The sequence below is a fragment of the Pandoraea sp. 64-18 genome (assembly GCF_001899225.1).
Lineage (GTDB): Bacteria > Pseudomonadota > Gammaproteobacteria > Burkholderiales > Burkholderiaceae > Pandoraea > Pandoraea cepalis.
The window spans coordinates 607,856-626,733 of sequence record NZ_MKVU01000020.1; the positions used below are offsets into that span (position 1 = coordinate 607,856).

General features: G+C 63.5%; 17 protein-coding genes and 1 tRNA gene. 8 read left to right on the forward strand and 10 right to left on the reverse strand.

Annotation, left to right across the window (positions count from 1 at the left end; all coding sequences use genetic code 11):
* Positions 1–2 precede the first annotated feature (2 nt).
* Entirely contained in the window at positions 3–1,508 is a 1,506-nt protein-coding gene (argH, locus tag BGP02_RS19870; protein ID WP_286799069.1) for an argininosuccinate lyase, read from the forward strand.
* On the forward strand, positions 1,505–2,242 hold the full coding sequence (locus tag BGP02_RS19875; RefSeq protein WP_286799070.1) for an amino acid ABC transporter ATP-binding protein: 738 nt from the start codon (positions 1,505–1,507) through the stop codon (positions 2,240–2,242). Before argH ends, BGP02_RS19875 begins: the two co-directional genes overlap by 4 nt.
* Before the next feature lie 114 nt (positions 2,243–2,356).
* On the opposite strand, the gene BGP02_RS19880 is transcribed toward BGP02_RS19875, so the two are convergent.
* From BGP02_RS19880 to BGP02_RS19900, 5 genes are all read right to left on the reverse strand, one after another.
* Complete coding sequence (locus tag BGP02_RS19880; protein ID WP_017234722.1) at positions 2,357–5,311, reverse strand: ribonucleoside-diphosphate reductase subunit alpha; 2,955 nt, start codon at positions 5,309–5,311, stop codon at positions 2,357–2,359.
* 374 nt (positions 5,312–5,685) lie between these two features.
* Positions 5,686–6,285 (reverse strand): 1,6-anhydro-N-acetylmuramyl-L-alanine amidase AmpD, encoded by a 600-nt coding sequence (gene ampD, locus BGP02_RS19885; RefSeq protein ID WP_017234723.1) that lies wholly within the window; start codon positions 6,283–6,285, stop codon positions 5,686–5,688.
* 460 nt (positions 6,286–6,745) lie between these two features.
* Positions 6,746–7,258, reverse strand: a complete 513-nt coding sequence (locus BGP02_RS19890; RefSeq protein WP_026132105.1) for a DUF1269 domain-containing protein — start codon at positions 7,256–7,258, stop codon at positions 6,746–6,748.
* Between the two features lie 178 nt (positions 7,259–7,436).
* Positions 7,437–7,715 (reverse strand): PP0621 family protein, encoded by a 279-nt coding sequence (locus tag BGP02_RS19895; RefSeq protein ID WP_017234726.1) that lies wholly within the window; start codon positions 7,713–7,715, stop codon positions 7,437–7,439.
* A gap of 6 nt (positions 7,716–7,721) precedes the next feature.
* The gene (locus BGP02_RS19900; RefSeq protein ID WP_017234727.1) at positions 7,722–8,606 is read right to left on the reverse strand and encodes a cytochrome C assembly family protein; all 885 of its coding nucleotides are present in this window, start codon (positions 8,604–8,606) and stop codon (positions 7,722–7,724) included.
* Between the two features lie 113 nt (positions 8,607–8,719).
* Here BGP02_RS19900 and ffh point away from each other — a divergent pair, with 113 nt between their 5' ends.
* A complete protein-coding gene (ffh, locus tag BGP02_RS19905) occupies positions 8,720–10,084 on the forward strand; it encodes a signal recognition particle protein (RefSeq protein WP_017234728.1) in 1,365 nt (454 codons plus the stop codon).
* A gap of 110 nt (positions 10,085–10,194) precedes the next feature.
* Entirely contained in the window at positions 10,195–10,743 is a 549-nt protein-coding gene (locus BGP02_RS19910) for a hypoxanthine-guanine phosphoribosyltransferase (protein ID WP_017234729.1), read from the forward strand.
* A 119-nt stretch (positions 10,744–10,862) separates the two neighbouring features.
* Here the strand turns inward: BGP02_RS19910 and BGP02_RS19915 are convergent, their stop codons facing one another.
* Positions 10,863–12,602 carry a proline--tRNA ligase gene (locus tag BGP02_RS19915; protein ID WP_017234730.1) on the reverse strand — a complete coding sequence of 580 codons (1,740 nt, stop codon included), beginning with the start codon at positions 12,600–12,602 and terminating at the stop codon, positions 10,863–10,865.
* Positions 12,603–12,815: 213 nt separating this feature from the next.
* On the opposite strand from BGP02_RS19915, the gene BGP02_RS19920 reads away from it, so the two are divergent.
* Positions 12,816–13,466, forward strand: coding sequence for an RNA pyrophosphohydrolase (locus tag BGP02_RS19920; protein WP_017234731.1), 651 nt, complete (start codon positions 12,816–12,818; stop codon positions 13,464–13,466).
* A 142-nt stretch (positions 13,467–13,608) separates the two neighbouring features.
* Positions 13,609–14,187 carry a CNP1-like family protein gene (locus BGP02_RS19925; RefSeq protein ID WP_150564264.1) on the forward strand — a complete coding sequence of 193 codons (579 nt, stop codon included), beginning with the start codon at positions 13,609–13,611 and terminating at the stop codon, positions 14,185–14,187.
* A gap of 118 nt (positions 14,188–14,305) precedes the next feature.
* Here BGP02_RS19925 and proB read toward each other — a convergent pair whose 3' ends face one another.
* From proB to rplU, 4 genes are all read right to left on the reverse strand, one after another.
* Positions 14,306–15,439, reverse strand: coding sequence for a glutamate 5-kinase (gene proB / locus BGP02_RS19930; RefSeq protein WP_150564265.1), 1,134 nt, complete (start codon positions 15,437–15,439; stop codon positions 14,306–14,308).
* 112 nt (positions 15,440–15,551) lie between these two features.
* The gene (gene cgtA / locus BGP02_RS19935; RefSeq protein ID WP_017234734.1) at positions 15,552–16,682 is read right to left on the reverse strand and encodes an Obg family GTPase CgtA; all 1,131 of its coding nucleotides are present in this window, start codon (positions 16,680–16,682) and stop codon (positions 15,552–15,554) included.
* Between the two features lie 151 nt (positions 16,683–16,833).
* The gene (rpmA, locus tag BGP02_RS19940; RefSeq protein ID WP_017234735.1) at positions 16,834–17,094 is read right to left on the reverse strand and encodes a 50S ribosomal protein L27; all 261 of its coding nucleotides are present in this window, start codon (positions 17,092–17,094) and stop codon (positions 16,834–16,836) included.
* A 28-nt stretch (positions 17,095–17,122) separates the two neighbouring features.
* Positions 17,123–17,434 carry a 50S ribosomal protein L21 gene (gene rplU, locus BGP02_RS19945; protein WP_010803930.1) on the reverse strand — a complete coding sequence of 104 codons (312 nt, stop codon included), beginning with the start codon at positions 17,432–17,434 and terminating at the stop codon, positions 17,123–17,125.
* A gap of 329 nt (positions 17,435–17,763) precedes the next feature.
* Here rplU and BGP02_RS19950 point away from each other — a divergent pair, with 329 nt between their 5' ends.
* Both BGP02_RS19950 and BGP02_RS19955 read left to right on the forward strand, forming a co-directional pair.
* Entirely contained in the window at positions 17,764–18,693 is a 930-nt protein-coding gene (locus BGP02_RS19950) for a polyprenyl synthetase family protein (RefSeq protein ID WP_083902357.1), read from the forward strand.
* 23 nt (positions 18,694–18,716) lie between these two features.
* Positions 18,717–18,793, forward strand: a tRNA-Pro gene (locus tag BGP02_RS19955).
* Positions 18,794–18,878: the final 85 nt, after the last annotated feature.

The window sequence follows — 18,878 nt, forward strand, 5'->3', positions numbered from 1 at the left end:
CCATGTCCATATCGAAAGTCAGTCGCCGGCTCACCGAAGCCCTCGCCCCGGAAGTCAATGACATCATCTTCAAGCCACGTCTGGCCGGCTTCGACGAGACGTTCGTGCCGCTCGGCGATATCAACAAGGCACACGTGGTAATGCTTGCCGAGCAGGGGCTGATCCGCCCCGAGCACGCGTCGGCGCTTGCGCGCGGCATTCTCGCCATGGAAGAACAAGGCCCCGGGGCCGTGCCGCTCGACCCGAGCCGTGAAGACGCCTACTTCAACTACGAGGCGCATCTGATGAGTCTCGTCGGCGCCGACATCGGCGGCCGGCTGCATACCGGCCGCAGCCGCAACGACATCCTGGCGACGCTCGATCGCCTGCGCGGACGCGCCATGCTGATCGAGCTGATCGACGTGCTGTTGCGCGTGCGAACCACGGCGCTCGAACAGGCCGAGCGCCATGCCGAGGTCGTCATGCCAGGCTATACCCACCTGCAACCGGCCCAGCCGATGACCTACGGCTTCTATCTGGCTGGCGTGGCGCAGGCACTCGAGCGCGACAGCCGGCGCCTGATGGACACGCTCTCGCACATGAACGTCTCACCGCTCGGCGCGGCCGCGTTCGCCGGCACGCCGTTCGCGATCGATCGCCAGCGCACGGCGGGGCTGCTCGGCTTCGATACGTACATCGACAATGCGCTCGATGCCGTCGGTTCGCGCGACTTCCTGCTCGAAGGCATTGCCGATCTGAGCCTGCTGGCCGTGTTCTGGAGTCGCGTGGCGCAGGACTACTTCGTGTGGACCACGCATGAGTTCGGCTTGATCGAGTTCCCCGACAGCGTGGCGACAACGTCGAGCATCATGCCGCAGAAGAAGAATCCCGTCGTGCTCGAATATCTGAAGGGCCGCACCGGCCAGATCGTGGCCGCGCTGATGGCCGGCTCGATGGCGATCAAGGGCACCCACTTCACCCACACGGGCGACGCGAACCGCGAAGGCACCCTTGGCTTCTGGGACGCCGCGCGCGAGACGCTGCGCTGCCTGACGCTGCTCGAACTCGTACTGCGCACGGCCCGTCCGGTCGCCGCGCGCGCAGGCCGCCTCGCCGCCGAGGATTTCTCCACGGCGACCGCACTGGCCGATCACATGGTGCGCGCGCACGACCTGTCGTTCCGCGCGGCCCATCACCTCGTCGGTGCGGTCGTGCGCGACGCGATGGACCGCGGCGTCCCCGCCGACCGGATTGACGCGGACATGGTCGAGGCGGCGGCACGCGAACAGCTCGGCGCGCCGCTCGGCATCGATGCGCAGGCACTGCGCGCATGTCTCGACCCGACCCGCAATGTGGCCGCGCGTGCTTCGGCCGGCAGTCCGAGCCCGGACACGCTGCGTGCCCACGTGCGCGAAGCGCAGGGGCGGCTCGACGACGCACACGCGTTCGTCGACGACTGGCGCACACGTCTGGCCGATGCCCAGCGCGAGCTGCAAGACACCACCCGCGCACTGGCAGGCCACCCATGAACGCGCTGCTCTCGATTCGCGGTCTGCACAAGCATTTCGGTGCGCATCAGGTGGTCAACGGCGTGGATCTCGACGTCCATCCCGGCGAGGTCGTGGTCGTGATCGGCCCGAGCGGGTCCGGCAAGTCCACGCTGATCCGCTGCCTGAATAGCCTCGAGACGCCCACCGATGGCACCGTCACGCTCGGCGAGGCAGCCACCGACGTTCGGGATCACCGGGCCATGGCGAAGTTGCGCGAAGACGTCGGCATGGTGTTCCAGGACTACACGTTGTTCCCGCACCTGAGCATTCTGCGCAACATCACGCTGGCCCCGGTCAAGCTCGGCCGCATGACGCAGGCCGAGGCCGAGCGGACCGCGCATGCGTTGCTCGAACGCGTGGGACTGGCCCACAAGGCGGACGCATATCCCGTGTCGCTCTCGGGCGGGCAGCAGCAGCGCGTGGCCATCGTGCGCGCGCTGGCGATGAAGCCGAAACTGATGTTGTTCGACGAGCCAACCTCGGCGCTCGATCCGGAAACCGTCGGTGAGGTGCTGGCCGTCATGAAGGATTTGGCGCGCGACGGCATGACGATGATCGTCGTCACGCATGAGATGGGCTTCGCTCGCGAGGTCGCCGATCGGGTGGTGTTCTTCGATCACGGCCGCATCGTCGAGAGCGGTCCGCCGGGCGACTTGTTCGGCGCGCCGCGCGAACCCCGCACGCAACAGTTCTTGAGCAGCGTGCTGCGCTGACGCGACACCTCGATCGTCATTTCGGCGCCAACAATCGCGGCGCCGAAAAAATTGGGGGCCAGTGCCGAGGCGCAAACCTCGGGACTGGCCCCCAATCTCACCGCAAGCGCAAGCTTATTGGCAAGCCTCGCACTCGTCGAAGCCCGGATCGCCCGGACGCATCGTGCACACCGCGCCTTCAGCGTCCGGCATCGGCTGCGCCAGCGGCGAGGACGGCTCGGCCGAGAAGCTTCCGCCCGGCGTCACGCCCCCCGAGCTCACCGCATTCAGCGCGCCGTGGCTCACCGTCGACTTCTCGACGTGCGTCGCGGCCATCGTACGCAGGTAGTACGTGGTCTTCAAGCCACGCGTCCAGGCCAGCTTGTACGTCTCGTCGAGCTTCTTGCCCGAAGCGCCCGCCATGTAGATGTTGAGCGACTGCGCCTGATCGATCCACTTCTGACGACGCGACGCCGCTTCGACCAGCCACTTCGGCTCGACTTCGAACGCCGTGGCATAGATCTCGCGCAGGTCGGCCGGCACGCGGTCGATACGGGCGAGCGAACCGTCGAAGTACTTCAGGTCGGCGACCATCACTTCGTCCCACAGGCCACGCGCCTTCAGGTCACGCACCAGATACTCGTTGGCCACCGTGAATTCGCCCGAGAGGTTCGACTTCACGTACAGGTTCTGGAACGTCGGCTCGATACAGGCCGAGACGCCGATGATGTTCGAGATCGTGGCGGTCGGGGCGATCGCCACGCAGTTCGAATTGCGCATGCCGTGCGCAGCGATGTGCTTGCGCAGGCTGTCCCAGTCAAGCGTGGCCGACATATCGACCTCGATATAACCACCACGCGCTTCGGCCAGCAACGCCAGCGAATCCTGCGGCAGGATGCCGCGATCCCACAGCGAGCCCTTGTACGACGAGTACTGACCGCGTTCCTTGGCCAGCTCCGACGACGCCCAGTAGGCGTAGTAGCACACGGCTTCCATCGAACGGTCGGCAAATTCGACGGCGGCATTCGAGGCATACGGCGTGCGCAGCAGGTGCAGGCAGTCCTGGAAGCCCATGATGCCCATGCCCACCGGACGGTGATGCAGGTTCGAATTACGCGCCTTCGCCACCGCGTAGTAGTTGATGTCGATGACGTTGTCGAGCATGCGCATCGCCACGCGTACGGTACGTTGCAGCTTGTCGTGATCGAGTTCGTAACCGTTCGCGGTCTGCTTCATGTGAGCCACGAGGTTGACCGAGCCGAGGTTGCACACCGCGATTTCGGTCTCGCTCGTGTTGAGCGTGATTTCCGTGCACAGGTTCGACGAGTGCACCACGCCCACATGTTGCTGCGGCGAGCGGATGTTGCACGGATCCTTGAACGTGATCCACGGATGGCCGGTTTCGAACAACATGCCCAGCATCTTGCGCCAGAGCGCTTGCGCCGGCACCTTCTTGAACAGCTTGATTTCGCCTCGCGCGGCCTTGTCTTCGTAGGCGGTGTAAGCCTGCTCGAATGCCTTGCCGTACTTGTCGTGCAGGTCCGGGCAGGTGGCCGGCGAGAACAGCGTCCACTCGGCGCCTTCCATCACGCGCTTCATGAACAGATCGGGAATCCAGTTCGCCGTGTTCATGTCGTGCGTGCGGCGGCGGTCGTCGCCCGTGTTCTTGCGCAGCTCGAGGAATTCCTCGATGTCCAGATGCCACGTTTCCAGGTAGGCGCACACCGCGCCCTTGCGCTTGCCGCCCTGGTTCACGGCCACGGCCGTGTCGTTGACCACCTTCAGGAACGGCACCACCCCCTGGCTCTTGCCGTTCGTGCCCTTGATGTGCGAGCCGAGCGCGCGAACCTGCGTCCAGTCGTTGCCCAGACCACCGGCAAACTTCGAGAGCAGTGCATTTTCCTTGAGGGCTTCGTAGATGCCTTCCAGGTCGTCCGAGACCGTCGTCAGGTAGCACGACGAGAGTTGCGAGCGACGCGTGCCCGAGTTGAACAGCGTCGGCGTCGAACTCATGAAGTCGAAGCTCGACAGAATCTGGTAGAACTCGATCGCACGCGCTTCGCGCTCGACTTCATTGAGCGCCAGCCCCATCGCCACGCGCATATAGAACGCCTGCGGCATTTCGATGCGGTGACCGTCGATATGCAGGAAGTAGCGATCGTAGAGCGTCTGCAGGCCCAGATAGTTGAACTGCAGATCGCGCGATGCGTCGAGCGCGGCGCTCAGCTTGGCCAGGTCGAACGAGAGCAGTTGCTCGTCGAGCAGTTCGGCGTCGACACCCTGCTTGATGAAGCGCGGGAAGTACTCGATGTAGCGCGCGGCCATTTCGCCCTGCGGCACTTCTTCGCCGAGGATCTCGCGGCGGATCGTGTGCATCAGAATTCGCGCCGTGACCTGGCTGTACGCCGGTTCCTTCTCGATGAGGGTGCGCGAGGCGAGGATCGCCGAGTCGTAGACCTGCGACAGCGGCACGCCGTCGTACAGGTTCTTGAGGGTCTCGGTCACGATCGGCTCGGCCACGACTTCGTCGCCGAGATTTTCGCAGGCAGCCTGCACCACGCCGCGCAACACCGACATATCGAGCGTACGCACCACGCCGTTGTCGGTGACATTGAGCACCGGGCCATCGGGCGTAGCCGCTTCTTGCGTGGTCTCGACCGCGTGCGCGCGCTCTTGCGAACGCTTCTCGCGGTACAGCACATAGGCTCGCGCCACGTTGTGCTCGCCTTCACGCATCAGCGCGAGTTCGACCTGATCCTGGATGTCTTCGATGTGGAACGTGCCGCCATTCGGGCGGCTGCGCATCAGGGCGCGCACGACGTGCCCCGTCAACTGCTCCACGAGTTCGCGTACGCGGGCCGACGCCGCGCCCTGGCCGCCGTTCACGGCGAGGAACGCCTTGGTCACGGCGATGGCGATCTTCGACGGCTCGAAACCCACCACCGCGCCGTTGCGTCGAATCACTTTGAAGTCGGCGTTGGTCGCCGGCTCGAAGGCGCCCGTCGTCTGGGGCGCCGACGCACCCGCACCATTGCCGGAAGTCGCGGCAGGCGTCGGGGTCGGGCGGGTGAGGTTTTCGTTAGTCTGCATGTAAAAACTCCCGTTCCAATGAGATGGTGCTGTTAGCGCGTTCTTACCAGGTTACGGCCGGCAAAAATGCGCCCTAGGGACGCCGATGGAGCGAAGTGCTGGATACCGCACGACCGACGGACGGCCAAGGGTTCAGGTGTCCGCTGCACGGCTTTGCTGCTGTGCCGCCCCGCAAAAACGCCGCAGGAAAAGCACGGTATTGATGGCGATTGCATCCTGTGCCGAACCTGACATCAACCACTAGATGTAGTGGTCGGCACCGGAATTTTCACTAAGTATAGTGGAGATGACGCACTCCGCAAACCCAAAAATTTCTCTCGCCGGGAAGGCCCGTGGCATCGCCGTGTCAAGCAAAACCTGTCCCCGGATGGGGATTAGTCGGCCGGCTGAAACGGCAATGTCTGGGGGCTCAGCGCCGCCATCCGACGCAATCGCGGCCACTCGAAGTACGGTCCCGGATCCGTCTTGCGTCCCGGTGCGATATCGGCATGTCCGACCACCGCTTGAATCGGATAATGCTCACGCAACGTTCGCGTGAGCGCCGCCAGCGTGACGTACTGCGCTGCCGCATAGGGCACGTCGTCGGTGCCTTCGAGCTCCACGCCGATCGAAAAATCGTTGCACCGCGTTCGCCCTTCGAACGACGACGCCCCCGCGTGCCAGGCCCGCGCGTTGCACGACACGAACTGCTGCAACGCACCATCACGTCGTACCAGGAAGTGCGACGAGACCCGCACACCGCGGATCTCATCGAAGAAGGGATGCGCATCGTGATCGAGCCGGTTCTGGAAGAACGCGGCGATCTCGCCACCCCCGAATTGTCCTGGCGGCAACGAAATGTTGTGCACCACGAGCAGGTCGGTCGGCGTGCCCGCCGGACGCCCATCGAAGTTGGGTGACGGCAGTCGCTCGGCTTCGCGTATCCAGCCGTCGGTATCGAGCGTGAGCATCGGGACATGGGTCGGCGCGCTCATGCGCCACCTCGCCGCAGCAAGGCACGCATCGTGACGCGATGACACGACCGGAGCGCAGTGTTGGCGCACGCGAATGACTGGGACATGTCGGGCACAGCGGGCTCCCGTAGAGCGAGGGGCGCCATTGTAGCCCACTTGGCGTGACGCCGTCGGCGGCATGCCCGGCGCGGGCAACGCTCAGCCCGTTCACGGGTGGGCGGCGCTTCGTCAACCGTCGTCATGCGGTGAAAGGGGATGCCCAATGAAGAAGCCTCCCGCCTTGCCTGGCCGAGAGGCTTCTGTAGGCGTGACCACGCCCAGGGATGATGTCGCTCGCGTGTCGATCGACACGCTCACCATCCCGCGCCGCTCACAGGTGCGACGCTTTGGACCGTTTCCGGCCGGTGACACTGATCGTCTTCGCCAACGCTGTCATCGCTTTCGATACGGTGCCCTCGCTTATTGCCATGATCGCCATCGATCAAGGAAAGGCAGGAATGGCGGATTCCACCCCTTCCATGTGCGCTTCGGGGTGATGGGCCTTGAGCATCTCGCGAATCTCATCGACGCGACCGTCGCGCACATCCACCATCAGCAGAATCATGCCGCGCTCGAGCGGCTCACGAAACGTCTTGAGTCGCGAGTTCGGCACCGAAACGCCGATCATGCTCGACACCCAGGCGCCAAAGAGCGCACCGAGCGGTGCCGTCACAATCATCAACTCCCACTGGGGACGTGTGCCCACGATGGGGAAAAACGCGGCGACTGCACCGACTGCCAGACCACAGAACCCGCCGATGACGAGCCCAGCTTCGGCGCCGTGCACGATATCGGAAGTCTGTAGCAGGTTAGCCTCGTGCAGTCCCTCCAGGTCCATTTCGTCACGTGCCATAAAGTGGATGTGACGCTCCTCCACCCGGGCGAGCAGTAAATCGCTCATCGTGCGCTGGGCACTCGCCAGATCGGGAAGCAGAAAATACATCCGTCTGCGCATTAGCATATTGCGCCCTCCTGTCGTCGCGCCCCTCGATGATTATTCTATTTGTGAGCGGGGCCGGTTACTGTGTTTTAGTGCATGCAGCAGGCATGCGCAAGCCGGCACGTACAAGTGCCACGGCGCGAAGGACGGGAGAACGAGATCATCGCTGCGCAGCGTGGCCGCGCAGCGCGACTCAGATGCGGTGTTCGCGCATCCGATAGGCGTCGCGGTGTTCACCGCTGCAAAAATGCTGGCCGCCCGCGCCAGCGACGGATTCACTCTCGGGAAGGTAGGTATCGCACTCGCTGCATCGCACCATGCGCTCGGCGGGCGGCAGCGCCTGACGCGCCGACGTGCGCGCATCGTTTGCGCCTGGCGGGCGCGTGCGCTCGGTATTGCGCTTGCGCTCGTTGCTTCGCATCCACCACGTGCCAACGATCAGGAGCACCAGTAACAACAGGATATTGCGCATCGCGCTTCAAGTCTCCGTCATGCGATGCAGCACCACCTCAAGCACGAAGCGAGAACCGACATACGCCAACAACAGCGCCACGAACGACGCCAGAACCCAACGCAGCGCGACCTTGCCGCGCCACCCATAAAAATGCCGTCCCAGCAGCACCGCGCCGAACATCAGCCACGACACCCCCGCGAACACGGTTTTGTGATCGATGCGCACCGCGCGCCCGAACAGCGCCTCGGAGAACATCACGCCGGAGATCAACGTCAGGGTCAGCAGCACGAACCCGGCGCCGATCAGCCGGAACAACAACTTTTCCATCGTGAGCAGCGGCGGCAGCGTCTCAAGCCAGTGCGCCAGCCAGCCGGTCGTCTCGCCGCGTCGCGACGGATGCAGCTGCCGCTCGGCGTAGAGCATCAGCAGCGCGTGCAGCGCCGCCAGCGCGAACAGCCCGTAGGCCATGTTGGCGATGATGAAGTGCGCCTTGAAAATCGGTTCCGCCGCGAAGCCGAGAATGCGTACATCCGGAAAAATCATCGGCAGCACACAGGTCACCGCGGCCACGGGGGTGACCATCAGCCGCAGGCTGTCCAGCGGAAAGAAGAAACTCTCGATCCAGTAGATGCCGACCGAGAGCCACAGCATGGCCGAGAGCATGTACGCGAAACCGAAGTGCATACTGTCCGAGCGGAAGATCGTTTGATGCAGCAACACCCCGTGCAGCACGAGCGTGACGAACAGCGAAAGCTGCATCGGCCAGCGCGACGGCGTGCCCGCGACCGGCGCAGGCGCGACCTGCCCGCCCGCCAGTGCGAGCGCAGCGTTGCGTCGATATCCTTGCCACGAACAAACCGCCAATCCGGCATAGAGGATGGCGGTCAGCGCATACAGTAAAATAGTCATGTTTGAAGTTTACACCAGCCCATGACGGGCGCGCTGCCGTCCCCGCCACCGCCCCCTCCGGGGCCGAACGGCAGGGCGAACGGGGCCGCTGCAGGTCTTACAGGATACGTTTCATGCTCGACAATCTCACTACGCGCCTCGCCAAGGTCGTCAAGACGCTGCGCGGCGAAGCCCGCCTGACCGAGGCCAACACGCAGGAAATGCTGCGTGAAGTGCGTCTCGCGCTGCTCGAGGCCGACGTCGCCCTGCCCGTGGTGCGCGATTTCGTCGCCAAGGTCAAGGAAAAGGCGCTCGGCGAGGAAGTCATTTCCAGCCTCTCGCCGGGCCAGGCGCTTGTCGGCGTGGTGCAACGCGAACTGACCGCGCTCATGGGCGGCGACTACGAAGGCCGCGCCGCCGAACTCAATCTCGCGACCACGCCGCCCGCCATCATCCTGATGGCCGGTCTGCAGGGCGCCGGCAAGACCACCACCGTCGGCAAGCTCGCCAAGCTGCTGCGCGCGCAGAAAAAGAAGGTCCTCACGGTTTCTACCGACGTCTATCGTCCCGCCGCGATTGCCCAGTTGGAGACGGTGACGAAGCAGGTCGACGCCGACTTCTTCCCGTCGCAACCCGATCAGAAGCCGGTGGACATTGCCCGTGCGGCCGTCGACTGGGCGCGACGCCATCACCATGACGTACTGCTCGTCGACACGGCCGGCCGTCTGGGCATCGACGAAGCGATGATGCAGGAAATCAGCGCCCTGCATGCCGAGCTCAAACCGATCGAAACGCTGTTCGTCGTCGACGCCATGCTCGGCCAGGATGCCGTCAACACGGCCCGCGCCTTCAACGACGCGCTGCCGCTCACCGGCGTGGTGCTCACCAAGCTCGACGGCGACTCGCGCGGCGGTGCGGCGCTGTCGGTGCGTCACATCACCGGCAAGCCGATCAAATTCGTCGGTGTGGGCGAAAAACTCGACGGCCTTGAGGTCTTCTACCCGGATCGTATGGCGAACCGGATTCTCGGCATGGGCGACATTCTCGCGCTCGTCGAGGAAGCGCAACGGGGCGTCGACGTTCAGGCCGCGCAAAAGCTCGCCGAGAAGGTCAAGAAGGGCGGTGACTTCGACCTGAACGACTTCAAGGCGCAAATCGGCCAGATGAAGAACATGGGCGGCCTGTCGTCGCTCATGGACAAGCTCCCCGCGCAATTCCAGGCCGCCGCCAGCCAGACCAATATGGATCAGGCCGAGAAGCAGGTGCGCCGCATGGAGGGCATTATCAACGCGATGACGCCGTCCGAGCGCGCCAAGCCGGAATTGATCAAGGCGAGCCGCAAGCGCCGCATCGCCGCCGGTGCGGGCGTTCAGGTGCAGGAGGTCAATCGCATGCTCAATCAGTACGACCAGATGCGCACCATGATGAAGAAGCTCAAGGGCGGCGGCATGATGAAGATGATGCGCAGCATGAAAGGCATGATGCCCGGTATGCGCTGAACGGATCCGATGCCCGGTTGCCCCCCCGTCACGCGGGCGGGCATTCCGTATATACTCCGGGCCGCACATAGCGACATCTCCCCGCAACACGTTCCCCAGGGTCGCCCCATATGAACCGCGAAGAAGCCCTCGAAGTTTTCCGTAATTCCGAAGAGATCGTCTCGGCCGACGAGGTGAGCCAATCCGTCGACACAATGGCCAAGGCCATCAAGGCGGCCGTTGGCGACGAATTCCCGATGGTGCTCTCGGTCATGGGCGGTGCGGCCGTCTTCACCGGCATGCTGCTGCCGCGCCTGGACTTCCCGCTGGAGTTCGACTACATCCACCTCTCGCGCTACAACAACACCACGACAGGCGGCGCGATGCAATGGCGCGTGGCGCCGCGCGACTCGGTGCGCGATCGCGTGGTGCTCGTGCTCGACGACATTCTCGACGAAGGCGCCACCATGGCAGCGATTCGCGATCGAATCCTGGAGATGGGCGCCTCGAAGTTCTACAGCGCCGTGCTGTGCGAGAAGATCCTGACGAAGGACAAGCCCTCGCATCCGGATTTCTGTGGCTTTACGGTGCCAGACCGCTACGTCTTTGGCTGCGGCATGGATGCCAAGGGCTACTGGCGCAACCTGCCGGCGATCCGCGCCTTGACCACGCCGCGCTGAGCGCCGCCAGCGGGACAACGTTCCGTATCCACCATGCGACAAAGCGACAAAGGGGCCTGCGAGGCCCCTTTGTCGTTTGGGTGCGCCGGCGAGCCCTCGCCCACCGGCATGACACCCGATCAGATCGCCTTGGCGGCGCGCACCTTATCGACGACGACATCCGCCACGGCGGCGACGTCGAGCAACTGCGCTTGTGCGTCGCGGCGGCCCTGATACTCGAGCTTGCCTTCCTTCAGCCCCCGGTCACCGATCACCACGCGATGCGGCACGCCGATCAGCTCCCAATCCGCGAACATCACGCCGGGACGCTCGCCACGGTCGTCGAGAATCACGTCGACGCCCGCAGCCACCAGGTCGTCATAGAGCTTATCGGCCGTCGCACGCACGGCGTCGCTGCGGTCATAGCCCATCGGGCAAAGCACGACTTCGAACGGCGCAATCGATTCCGGCCAGATGATGCCGCGATCGTCGAAGTTCTGTTCGATGGCCGCGCCAAGAATTCGCGTGATGCCAATGCCATAGCAGCCCATTTCCATCGGCGCAGGCTTGCCGGTCTCGTCGAGGAAGGTGGCATTCATGGCATCCGAATACTTGGTCCCCAACTGGAACACGTGCCCCACTTCGATGCCACGGCACAGGGCAATCTCGCCCTTGCCATCCGGCGACATGTCGCCAGGCACGACGTTGCGCAGATCGGCCACGACTTCCGGCTCGGGCAGATCGCGCCCCCAGTTCACACCGGTGATATGGAAGTCGACCTCGTTCGCGCCAACCACGAAATCGCTCATCTTAGCGACCGTGCGATCGACCACGAGCTTGACCGGCTGCTTCGTACCGATGGGGCCCAGGTAGCCCGGCGGTGTGCCGAACCGATCGACGATCTCGGCCTCGCTCGCGAAGCGGAAGTCCGCCAGTCCCGGCACCTTGCTCGCCTTGATCTCGTTCAGTTCGTGATCGCCGCGCAGCAACAGCAGCCAGACGGTCGTGCCGGCCTCTTCGCTGTCGGTGGCAAGCACAATCGACTTGACCGTGCGCGCCAGCGGGATCGAGAGCAGTTCCGCGACGGCTTCGCACTTGGCCTTGCCCGGTGTGGCCGTCTTGGTCAGCGCCTCGGCGGGCGCGGCGCGCTCGCCCTGCGGGGCAAGCGCCTCGGCCATTTCGACGTTGGCCGCATAGTCGGACGCAGGGCAGTAGGCAATGGCGTCTTCACCGGTATCGGCGATCACGTGGAATTCGTGCGAGCCGGACCCGCCAATCGAGCCGTTGTCGGCCACCACGGCGCGAAACGCCAGCCCTAGGCGCGTGAAGATGCGCACGTAGGCGTCGAACATCTTCTGATAGGAAACCTGCAGGCCGGCACGGTCCTTATCGAAGGAGTAGGCGTCCTTCATGATGAACTCGCGCCCGCGCATCACGCCGAAACGCGGACGAATCTCGTCGCGGAACTTCGCCTGTACCTGATAGAAGTTCACCGGCAGTTGGCGATAGCTCTTGATCTCGCGGCGCGCGATGTCCGTCACCACTTCCTCGTGGGTCGGGCCGACGACGAAATCGCGGTCGTGGCGATCCTTCAGTCGCAGCAATTCCGGACCGTACTGCTTCCAGCGCCCCGACTCCTGCCACAGTTCGGCGGGCTGGACGGCGGGCATAAGCAGTTCGAGCGCGCCGGCACGGTTCATTTCTTCGCGGACGATGGCTTCAACCTTGCGGATCGAACGCAGGCCGATCGGCAGGTAATCATAGATACCGCCGGCCACGCGGCGAATCATGCCGGCGCGCATCATCAGCTTGTGGCTGACGATCTCGGCGTCGGCGGGCGCTTCCTTGAGGGTGCCGATGAAGAAACGAGAGGCTTTCATGCAGATTTCCGGGAAAAATGAGGGTCAACGGCGCGCACAGCGGTTCGGGGTGTTGCCGGGAACGGGGCCGGGGCACGCCCCGACGTCGCGACGGCGCCCAAGACACCCGCCGGCCGTACGCGCCGCCCCGGTCACCCGAGCCGCCGCCGGCCGCCGCGCCGGTGATTATCTGTTTATAATCGAAGCAATTTTAAAGGATTCAAGGGTGGTTGTATGCTTGACCGTGAAGGCTTTCGCCCGAACGTCGGCATCATCCTCTTAAACGCACGCAATGAAGTGTTCTGGGGCAAGCGGCTGGGCGAGCACTCCTGGCAGTTCCCGCAAGGCGGCATCAAGTACGGCGAAACGCCCGAACAAGCCATGTTCCGAGAATTGCACGAAGAAACCGGGCTAAAGCCAGAACACGTCAAAATCATCGGTCGCACGCGCGACTGGCTGCGTTATGAGGTGCCGGACAAATTCATCAAGCGCGAAGTGCGCGGACATTACCGGGGCCAGAAGCAAATCTGGTTCCTGCTGCGCATGGTCGGTCGCGACTGCGATATCTGCCTGCGCGCGACCGAGCATCCGGAGTTCGATGCCTGGCGCTGGAACGAATATTGGGTGCCGCTCGACGCCGTGATCGAGTTCAAGCGCGAGGTCTACCAACTCGCGCTGAACGAGCTCTCGCGCTATCTGCGACGCTCGGCGGCGCGCGCGCAACAGGATCGGCGACGCTTTCCGCGCGCCGGGGCCCGGGTCGGCGAATTGCCGCCGGGCGCGAGCATTGCGGATGACGACACCTGCGACGGCGGCAGTTGTGTCGACGAGGCCAGCGAAATGGCAGGTGCCGCCAGTGTCGGCACACCGCCTCGGGAGCACTGAACCGGGCCGCCGCCGGCGTGTCCCATCATCGGTCGCGGGCACCATGCCCGCGCCTTCCTTTTGACCTGGCATCCTCCGGGATGCCGCGCGGATCGTCCGCTATCGTTGATCCGCCGCCCAACCGACTTCTCGATCCCATTCCATGCGTCTTTCCCTCGCTCGCCGCGCCCCGCGCCTGACCGCCCTGGCCCCTTTGGCCGCACTGGCGCTGATGACCGCCTGTAGCGGCATGATGCAGCCCGTCCAGGACTACGACGAATACATCGCCCAGCAGGAAGCCTCCAAGGGCAAGTGGAAGGAAGCTGAATTCACCCTGCCGGCGAAAGCCCCGCAAGACGCCGATCTCGTGAGCTTCCCCACCCTGCCGAGCGCCACCCTCGACTACGCCATCGACACGAAGTCGGTGCAGGTGACGGACGACGGTGTAGTCCGCTACGTTGCCGTGATCCGCAGCAAGCAAGGGGCGCGCAACGTCTCGTTCGAAGGCATTCATTGCTCGTCGTTCGAGTCGCGTCTGTACGCAACGGGCCGACCGGATGGCACATGGGTTGCGGCGCGCAACAGCGAATGGCGTCCGATTCGTCCGTATGGTGCAACCGCCTATCAGGGCATCCTGTTCCGCGACTATCTCTGTCGGGACAAGGCCCCATTGGGTGACGCCAAGGAAATCGTGCAGAACCTGCGCTACCCGAAGTTCGATCAAAACCAGAACTATCGTTAAGCCGCCGACGCACGGTCGATAACGATTGACCGTCGAGATGAAAAACGCCGGTCACGCAGTTCAAATGCGTGCCGGCGTTTTGTCTGTCAGGCGCGAGGCCATCGCCCCGCCGTGCGGCTCAGCGCAAGATCAGATTGTCGCGATGGATCAGCTCGGGCTCGTTCGCAAAGCCCAGCACCTGCTCGATGTCGCTGCTCGGGTGACGCCGAATCAGACGCGCCTCCGAGGCGCTGTAATTCGACAGCCCGCGCGCGACTTCAAGGCCGCCCTCGTCCACGCAGGCAATCACTTCGCCGCGAGCAAACGTGCCTTCGACATCGATCACACCGATCGGCAGCAGGCTCTTGCCCTCTTGCGTCAGCTTCTTGCACGCGCCCGCATCGATCACCACGCGACCGCGCACCTGCAAATGATCGGCCATCCATTGCTTGCGGGCGGTGAGCACGGCCGTGCGCGCGACCAACTGCGTGCCGATGGCCTCGCCGCTCGCCAGACGCACAAGCACGTCGTCCTCGCGCCCCGACGCGATCACGGTATGCGCGCCGCTGGTCGCTGCGCGCTTGGCCGCCAGGATTTTCGTCAGCATGCCGCCGCGTCCGATATTGGTGCCCGCGCCACCGGCCATCGCTTCGAGACGCTCGTCACCCGCATCGGCCTCGTGGACGAACTCGGCCTTGGGGTCCTTGCGCGGATCGGCCGTGTACAGGCCCGACTGATCGGTCAGGATGACCAGTGCGTCGCCGTCGATCAGATTCGTCACGAGTGCGCCCAACGTGTCGTTATCGCCGAACTTGATTTCGTCGGTCACGACCGTGTCGTTCTCGTTGATGATCGGCACCACACCCAGACGAAGCAATGTGAGCAAGGTCGTTCGCGCGTTCAGATAGCGTTCGCGGTCGGCCAGATCGGCGTGCGTGAGCAGAATCTGCGCGGTGCGCACGCCGTGCTCGGCGAAGCGCGTCTCATAGACCTGCGCGAGGCCCATTTGTCCCACGGCCGCCGCCGCCTGTAATTCGTCGATGGCGGTCGGACGGCGCGCCCAGCCGAGGCGCTGCATGCCCTCGGCAATGGCGCCCGAGCTGACGAGCACCACCTGCTTTGGCGGACGACCATCGCCACCATGCCGCAGCGCGGCGATCTGTTGTGCCCATCGCGCAATCGCGACATCGTCCAGCCCGCGACCGTCGTTGGTCACGAGACTGGATCCCACTTTCACCACGAGCCGCTTGGCATCGGCGATGACCGAACGCATGGAACTGGATTCTCCTGCGAATGTATTGGGAAGTCGGCGCTATCGCAGCCGGATCGCTGGCATTGGCGCGATGACAGGCAGCGCCATCGCCAGCGTTTGAGTGAGACGGAGTTTACGCCTTTGGCGCGTCGTCCGGGGGCGTCTGCGGGGCGACGTCGGCCGCCGGGGCGGCACTGCCCGCGCGAAAACGCGGATCCTGTGCAGCATCTTCCATCGCTTCTTCCACGGCACCGCGTTGTTGATACAAATACTCTTGCACGGCCAGACACAGCTTCTCGCAACCTTCGCCGGTCAAGGCGGAAATCTCGAACGTCGGACCGTCCCAGGCGAAGCGCTTCTGGAAGTCGGCAACGCGCTCGGCGCGTTCCGCTTCCGGCACCATGTCGACCTTGTTGAGCACCAGCCAACGCGGCTTCTGGAACAGTTCCTCGTCGTACTTCTGGAGCTCAAGGATGATGGCCTTGGCATCCGCCACCGGATCGACACCCTCGTCGAACGGCGCAATATCCACGATGTGTAGCAACAGGCCCGTGCGTTGCAAGTGACGCAGGAACTGGTGACCGAGGCCGGCCCCATCGGCCGCGCCTTCGATCAGGCCGGGAATATCCGCAATCACGAAGCTCTTGCCCGGCGCGGTGCGCACGACCCCCAGATTGGGGTGCAGCGTCGTGAACGGATAATCGGCGATCTTCGGGCGCGCGTTCGACACCGAAGCGATGAACGTCGACTTGCCCGCGTTGGGCATGCCGAGCAGACCGACGTCTGCGAGCACCTTCAGCTCGAGCTGGAGCATGCGACGCTCGCCCGGCTTGCCGTCCGTCTTCTGACGGGGCGCGCGGTTCGTGCTCGACTTGAAATGGAGGTTGCCCAGACCGCCCGCGCCCCCTTGCGCGAGCACGACTTCCTGACCGTGTTCGGTCAGGTCGGCAATGGTCTCGCCGGTGTCCATGTCGCTGATGATGGTGCCGACCGGCATGCGCAGGTAGACATCCTCGCCCCCCTTGCCATAGCAATCTGCGCCTCGACCGGATTCCCCGTGCTTTGCGAGGTGTTTCCGCGCGTAGCGGTAATCGATCAGGGTGTTGATATTGCGATCCGCCACGGCAAACACGCTGCCGCCGCGACCGCCGTCGCCGCCGTCGGGTCCGCCGAACGGCACGAATTTCTCGCGGCGCATCGATGCCGAGCCGTTGCCGCCGTTCCCGGCGATCACCTCGATACGCGCTGCGTCAATGAATTTCATGGGGGTCCGTTCCGCTCAATCGACCGTCCGCAGACGATCCTAACGCTGTGTAATGGCCCGACCGACGCGCAAAATGCTCGCCGCGCTCCGGCGGGAAAAACAAAAAAGGCTCCGCATGGGAGCGGAGCCTTTTGGTGGCAAAAGGCTTAGCTTACGCTGCCGGCACCACGCTAACCACTTGCTTCTTCGCTGCGCCCTTGATGGCGAATTGCACATGGCCGTCGGCCAGTGCAAACAGCGTGTGGTCCTTACCAATACCGACATTTTCGCCGGCATGCATACGAGTACCACGTTGGCGAACGATGATGCCGCCAGCCAGGATCGCCTGACCGCCGTACACCTTCACGCCGAGGCGCTTCGACTCTGAATCGCGGCCGTTACGGGACGATCCGCCTGCTTTTTTGTGTGCCATGACTTAACTCCTTACCTAGCTCGATCGATTAGCCGTTGATGCTGTCGATACGCAGCTCGGTGTAGTTTTGGCGATGGCCTTGACGCTTTTGGTAGTGCTTGCGACGGCGCATCTTGAAAATCTTCACCTTGGGGTGACGACCCTGGGCGATAACGGTGGCCTTGACGGAAGCCCCACTGACCAACGGCGCACCGAACTTAATCGATTCGCCCTCGCCTACGGCGAGAACCTGGTCGATGGTGATTTCAGCGCCAATGTCAGCCGGTATCTGTTCTACTTTAAGTTTTTCGCCAGCAGCAACCTTATATTGCTTGCCGCCGGTTTTTATGACCGCGTACATTGTTGAACCTCACTCATAAACAAGAGAATTTTTCCGCGCAGGCCGAGGGTCCCGAAAGGACTCGACTTACCAGCCCATCGCACCGCCGCAGACCGTCATACCTAGGTATTCCCGGACTTGTCGCAACGAATGCGCGCACGAAAACCGGAGATTATACAGACTTTCTCCTTTTGCGTCAAAGACTTCCGTGAAACCTGTCAAACCGCGGGGCTGGTCCCCGAAAGTCGCCGCGCCCACTATATAATTTGGGGCGAAATTTTCCTCACCCGAGCCTTGTCTTGACTGCTTCGACTTCTTCCCAGAACGTACTGGCCGCCATCGCCGACGACATGCGTGCCGTCGACCAGCTTATCCGCCACCGGCTGGCCTCCGAGGTGGTCCTGATCAATCAGATCTCGGAATACATCATCAATTCGGGCGGCAAACGGCTGCGCCCGGCGTTGCTGCTGCTCGTGTCCGGTGCGCTTGGCGTGAGCTCACCGCATCGCTTCGAGTTGGCGGCGGTCATCGAGTTCATTCATACCTCGACACTGCTTCACGACGACGTCGTCGACGAATCCGACCTGCGTCGCGGCAAGCAAACGGCGAATGCGCTGTTCGGCAACGCGGCTTCGGTATTGGTGGGCGACTTCCTGTATTCACGCTCCTTCGAAATGATGGTGAGCGTGGACAACATGCGCGTGATGCAAATTCTCGCGCGCGCCACCAACGTGATTGCCGAAGGCGAAGTGTTGCAGTTGCTGAACATGCACGACCCGGACGTCGACGAAGCGCGCTATCTGCAGGTCATCCAGTACAAGACGGCCACGCTATTCGAAGCGGCAACGCAACTCGCTGCCGTGCTCGCCAACGCCGACGCGCAAACCGAAGCAGCCGTGCGCGAATACGGCGGACGTCTCGGCACCGCATTCCAGTTGATGGACGATTGGCTCGACTACGCAGGCGACACCGACGCGATGGGCAAGAACGCCGGCGACGATCTGCGCGAGGGTAAGCCGACGCTGCCGCTCATTCACGTGCTGCAACATGGCACCGACGACGAGCGCGCACTCGTGCGTGAAGCCATCGAGAATGGCGGCACCGACAAGTTCGAACCGATCCTCGCCGCGATCACGCGCACGGGCGCGCTCGATTACACGCTGGCACGTGCCAAAGAAGAAGCCGACGCTGCGGCACAAACAATTTCAGCGCTACCCTCTTCCCAATACAAAAATAGCCTGCTAGAATTGTGTTCTTACTCGATAGCGCGACGCACTTAACGGCGAAGTAGCAGTATCGAAAGCGGGGTGTAGCTTAGCCTGGTAGAGCGCTACGTTCGGGACGTAGAGGCCGGAGGTTCGAATCCTCTCACCCCGACCAGAATTACCTTTGCTTGCGAGCAAAGCAAAAAAACCGCCGGACGTGTCCGGCGGTTTTTTTATGCCTGTTGCACGCATCATCGGCG

Coding starts and splice junctions, on each gene's coding strand:
- argH (WP_286799069.1), top strand. CDS start 3: ATGTCCATATCGAAAGTCAGTCGCCGGCTCACCGAAGCCCTCGCCCCG.
- BGP02_RS19875 (WP_286799070.1), top strand. CDS start 1,505: ATGAACGCGCTGCTCTCGATTCGCGGTCTGCACAAGCATTTCGGTGCG.
- BGP02_RS19880 (WP_017234722.1), bottom strand. CDS start 5,311: ATGCAGACTAACGAAAACCTCACCCGCCCGACCCCGACGCCTGCCGCG.
- ampD (WP_017234723.1), bottom strand. CDS start 6,285: ATGAGCGCGCCGACCCATGTCCCGATGCTCACGCTCGATACCGACGGC.
- BGP02_RS19890 (WP_026132105.1), bottom strand. CDS start 7,258: ATGCGCAGACGGATGTATTTTCTGCTTCCCGATCTGGCGAGTGCCCAG.
- BGP02_RS19895 (WP_017234726.1), bottom strand. CDS start 7,715: ATGCGCAATATCCTGTTGTTACTGGTGCTCCTGATCGTTGGCACGTGG.
- BGP02_RS19900 (WP_017234727.1), bottom strand. CDS start 8,606: ATGACTATTTTACTGTATGCGCTGACCGCCATCCTCTATGCCGGATTG.
- ffh (WP_017234728.1), top strand. CDS start 8,720: ATGCTCGACAATCTCACTACGCGCCTCGCCAAGGTCGTCAAGACGCTG.
- BGP02_RS19910 (WP_017234729.1), top strand. CDS start 10,195: ATGAACCGCGAAGAAGCCCTCGAAGTTTTCCGTAATTCCGAAGAGATC.
- BGP02_RS19915 (WP_017234730.1), bottom strand. CDS start 12,602: ATGAAAGCCTCTCGTTTCTTCATCGGCACCCTCAAGGAAGCGCCCGCC.
- BGP02_RS19920 (WP_017234731.1), top strand. CDS start 12,816: ATGCTTGACCGTGAAGGCTTTCGCCCGAACGTCGGCATCATCCTCTTA.
- BGP02_RS19925 (WP_150564264.1), top strand. CDS start 13,609: ATGCGTCTTTCCCTCGCTCGCCGCGCCCCGCGCCTGACCGCCCTGGCC.
- proB (WP_150564265.1), bottom strand. CDS start 15,439: ATGCGTTCGGTCATCGCCGATGCCAAGCGGCTCGTGGTGAAAGTGGGA.
- cgtA (WP_017234734.1), bottom strand. CDS start 16,682: ATGAAATTCATTGACGCAGCGCGTATCGAGGTGATCGCCGGGAACGGC.
- rpmA (WP_017234735.1), bottom strand. CDS start 17,094: ATGGCACACAAAAAAGCAGGCGGATCGTCCCGTAACGGCCGCGATTCA.
- rplU (WP_010803930.1), bottom strand. CDS start 17,434: ATGTACGCGGTCATAAAAACCGGCGGCAAGCAATATAAGGTTGCTGCT.
- BGP02_RS19950 (WP_083902357.1), top strand. CDS start 17,764: ATGCGTGCCGTCGACCAGCTTATCCGCCACCGGCTGGCCTCCGAGGTG.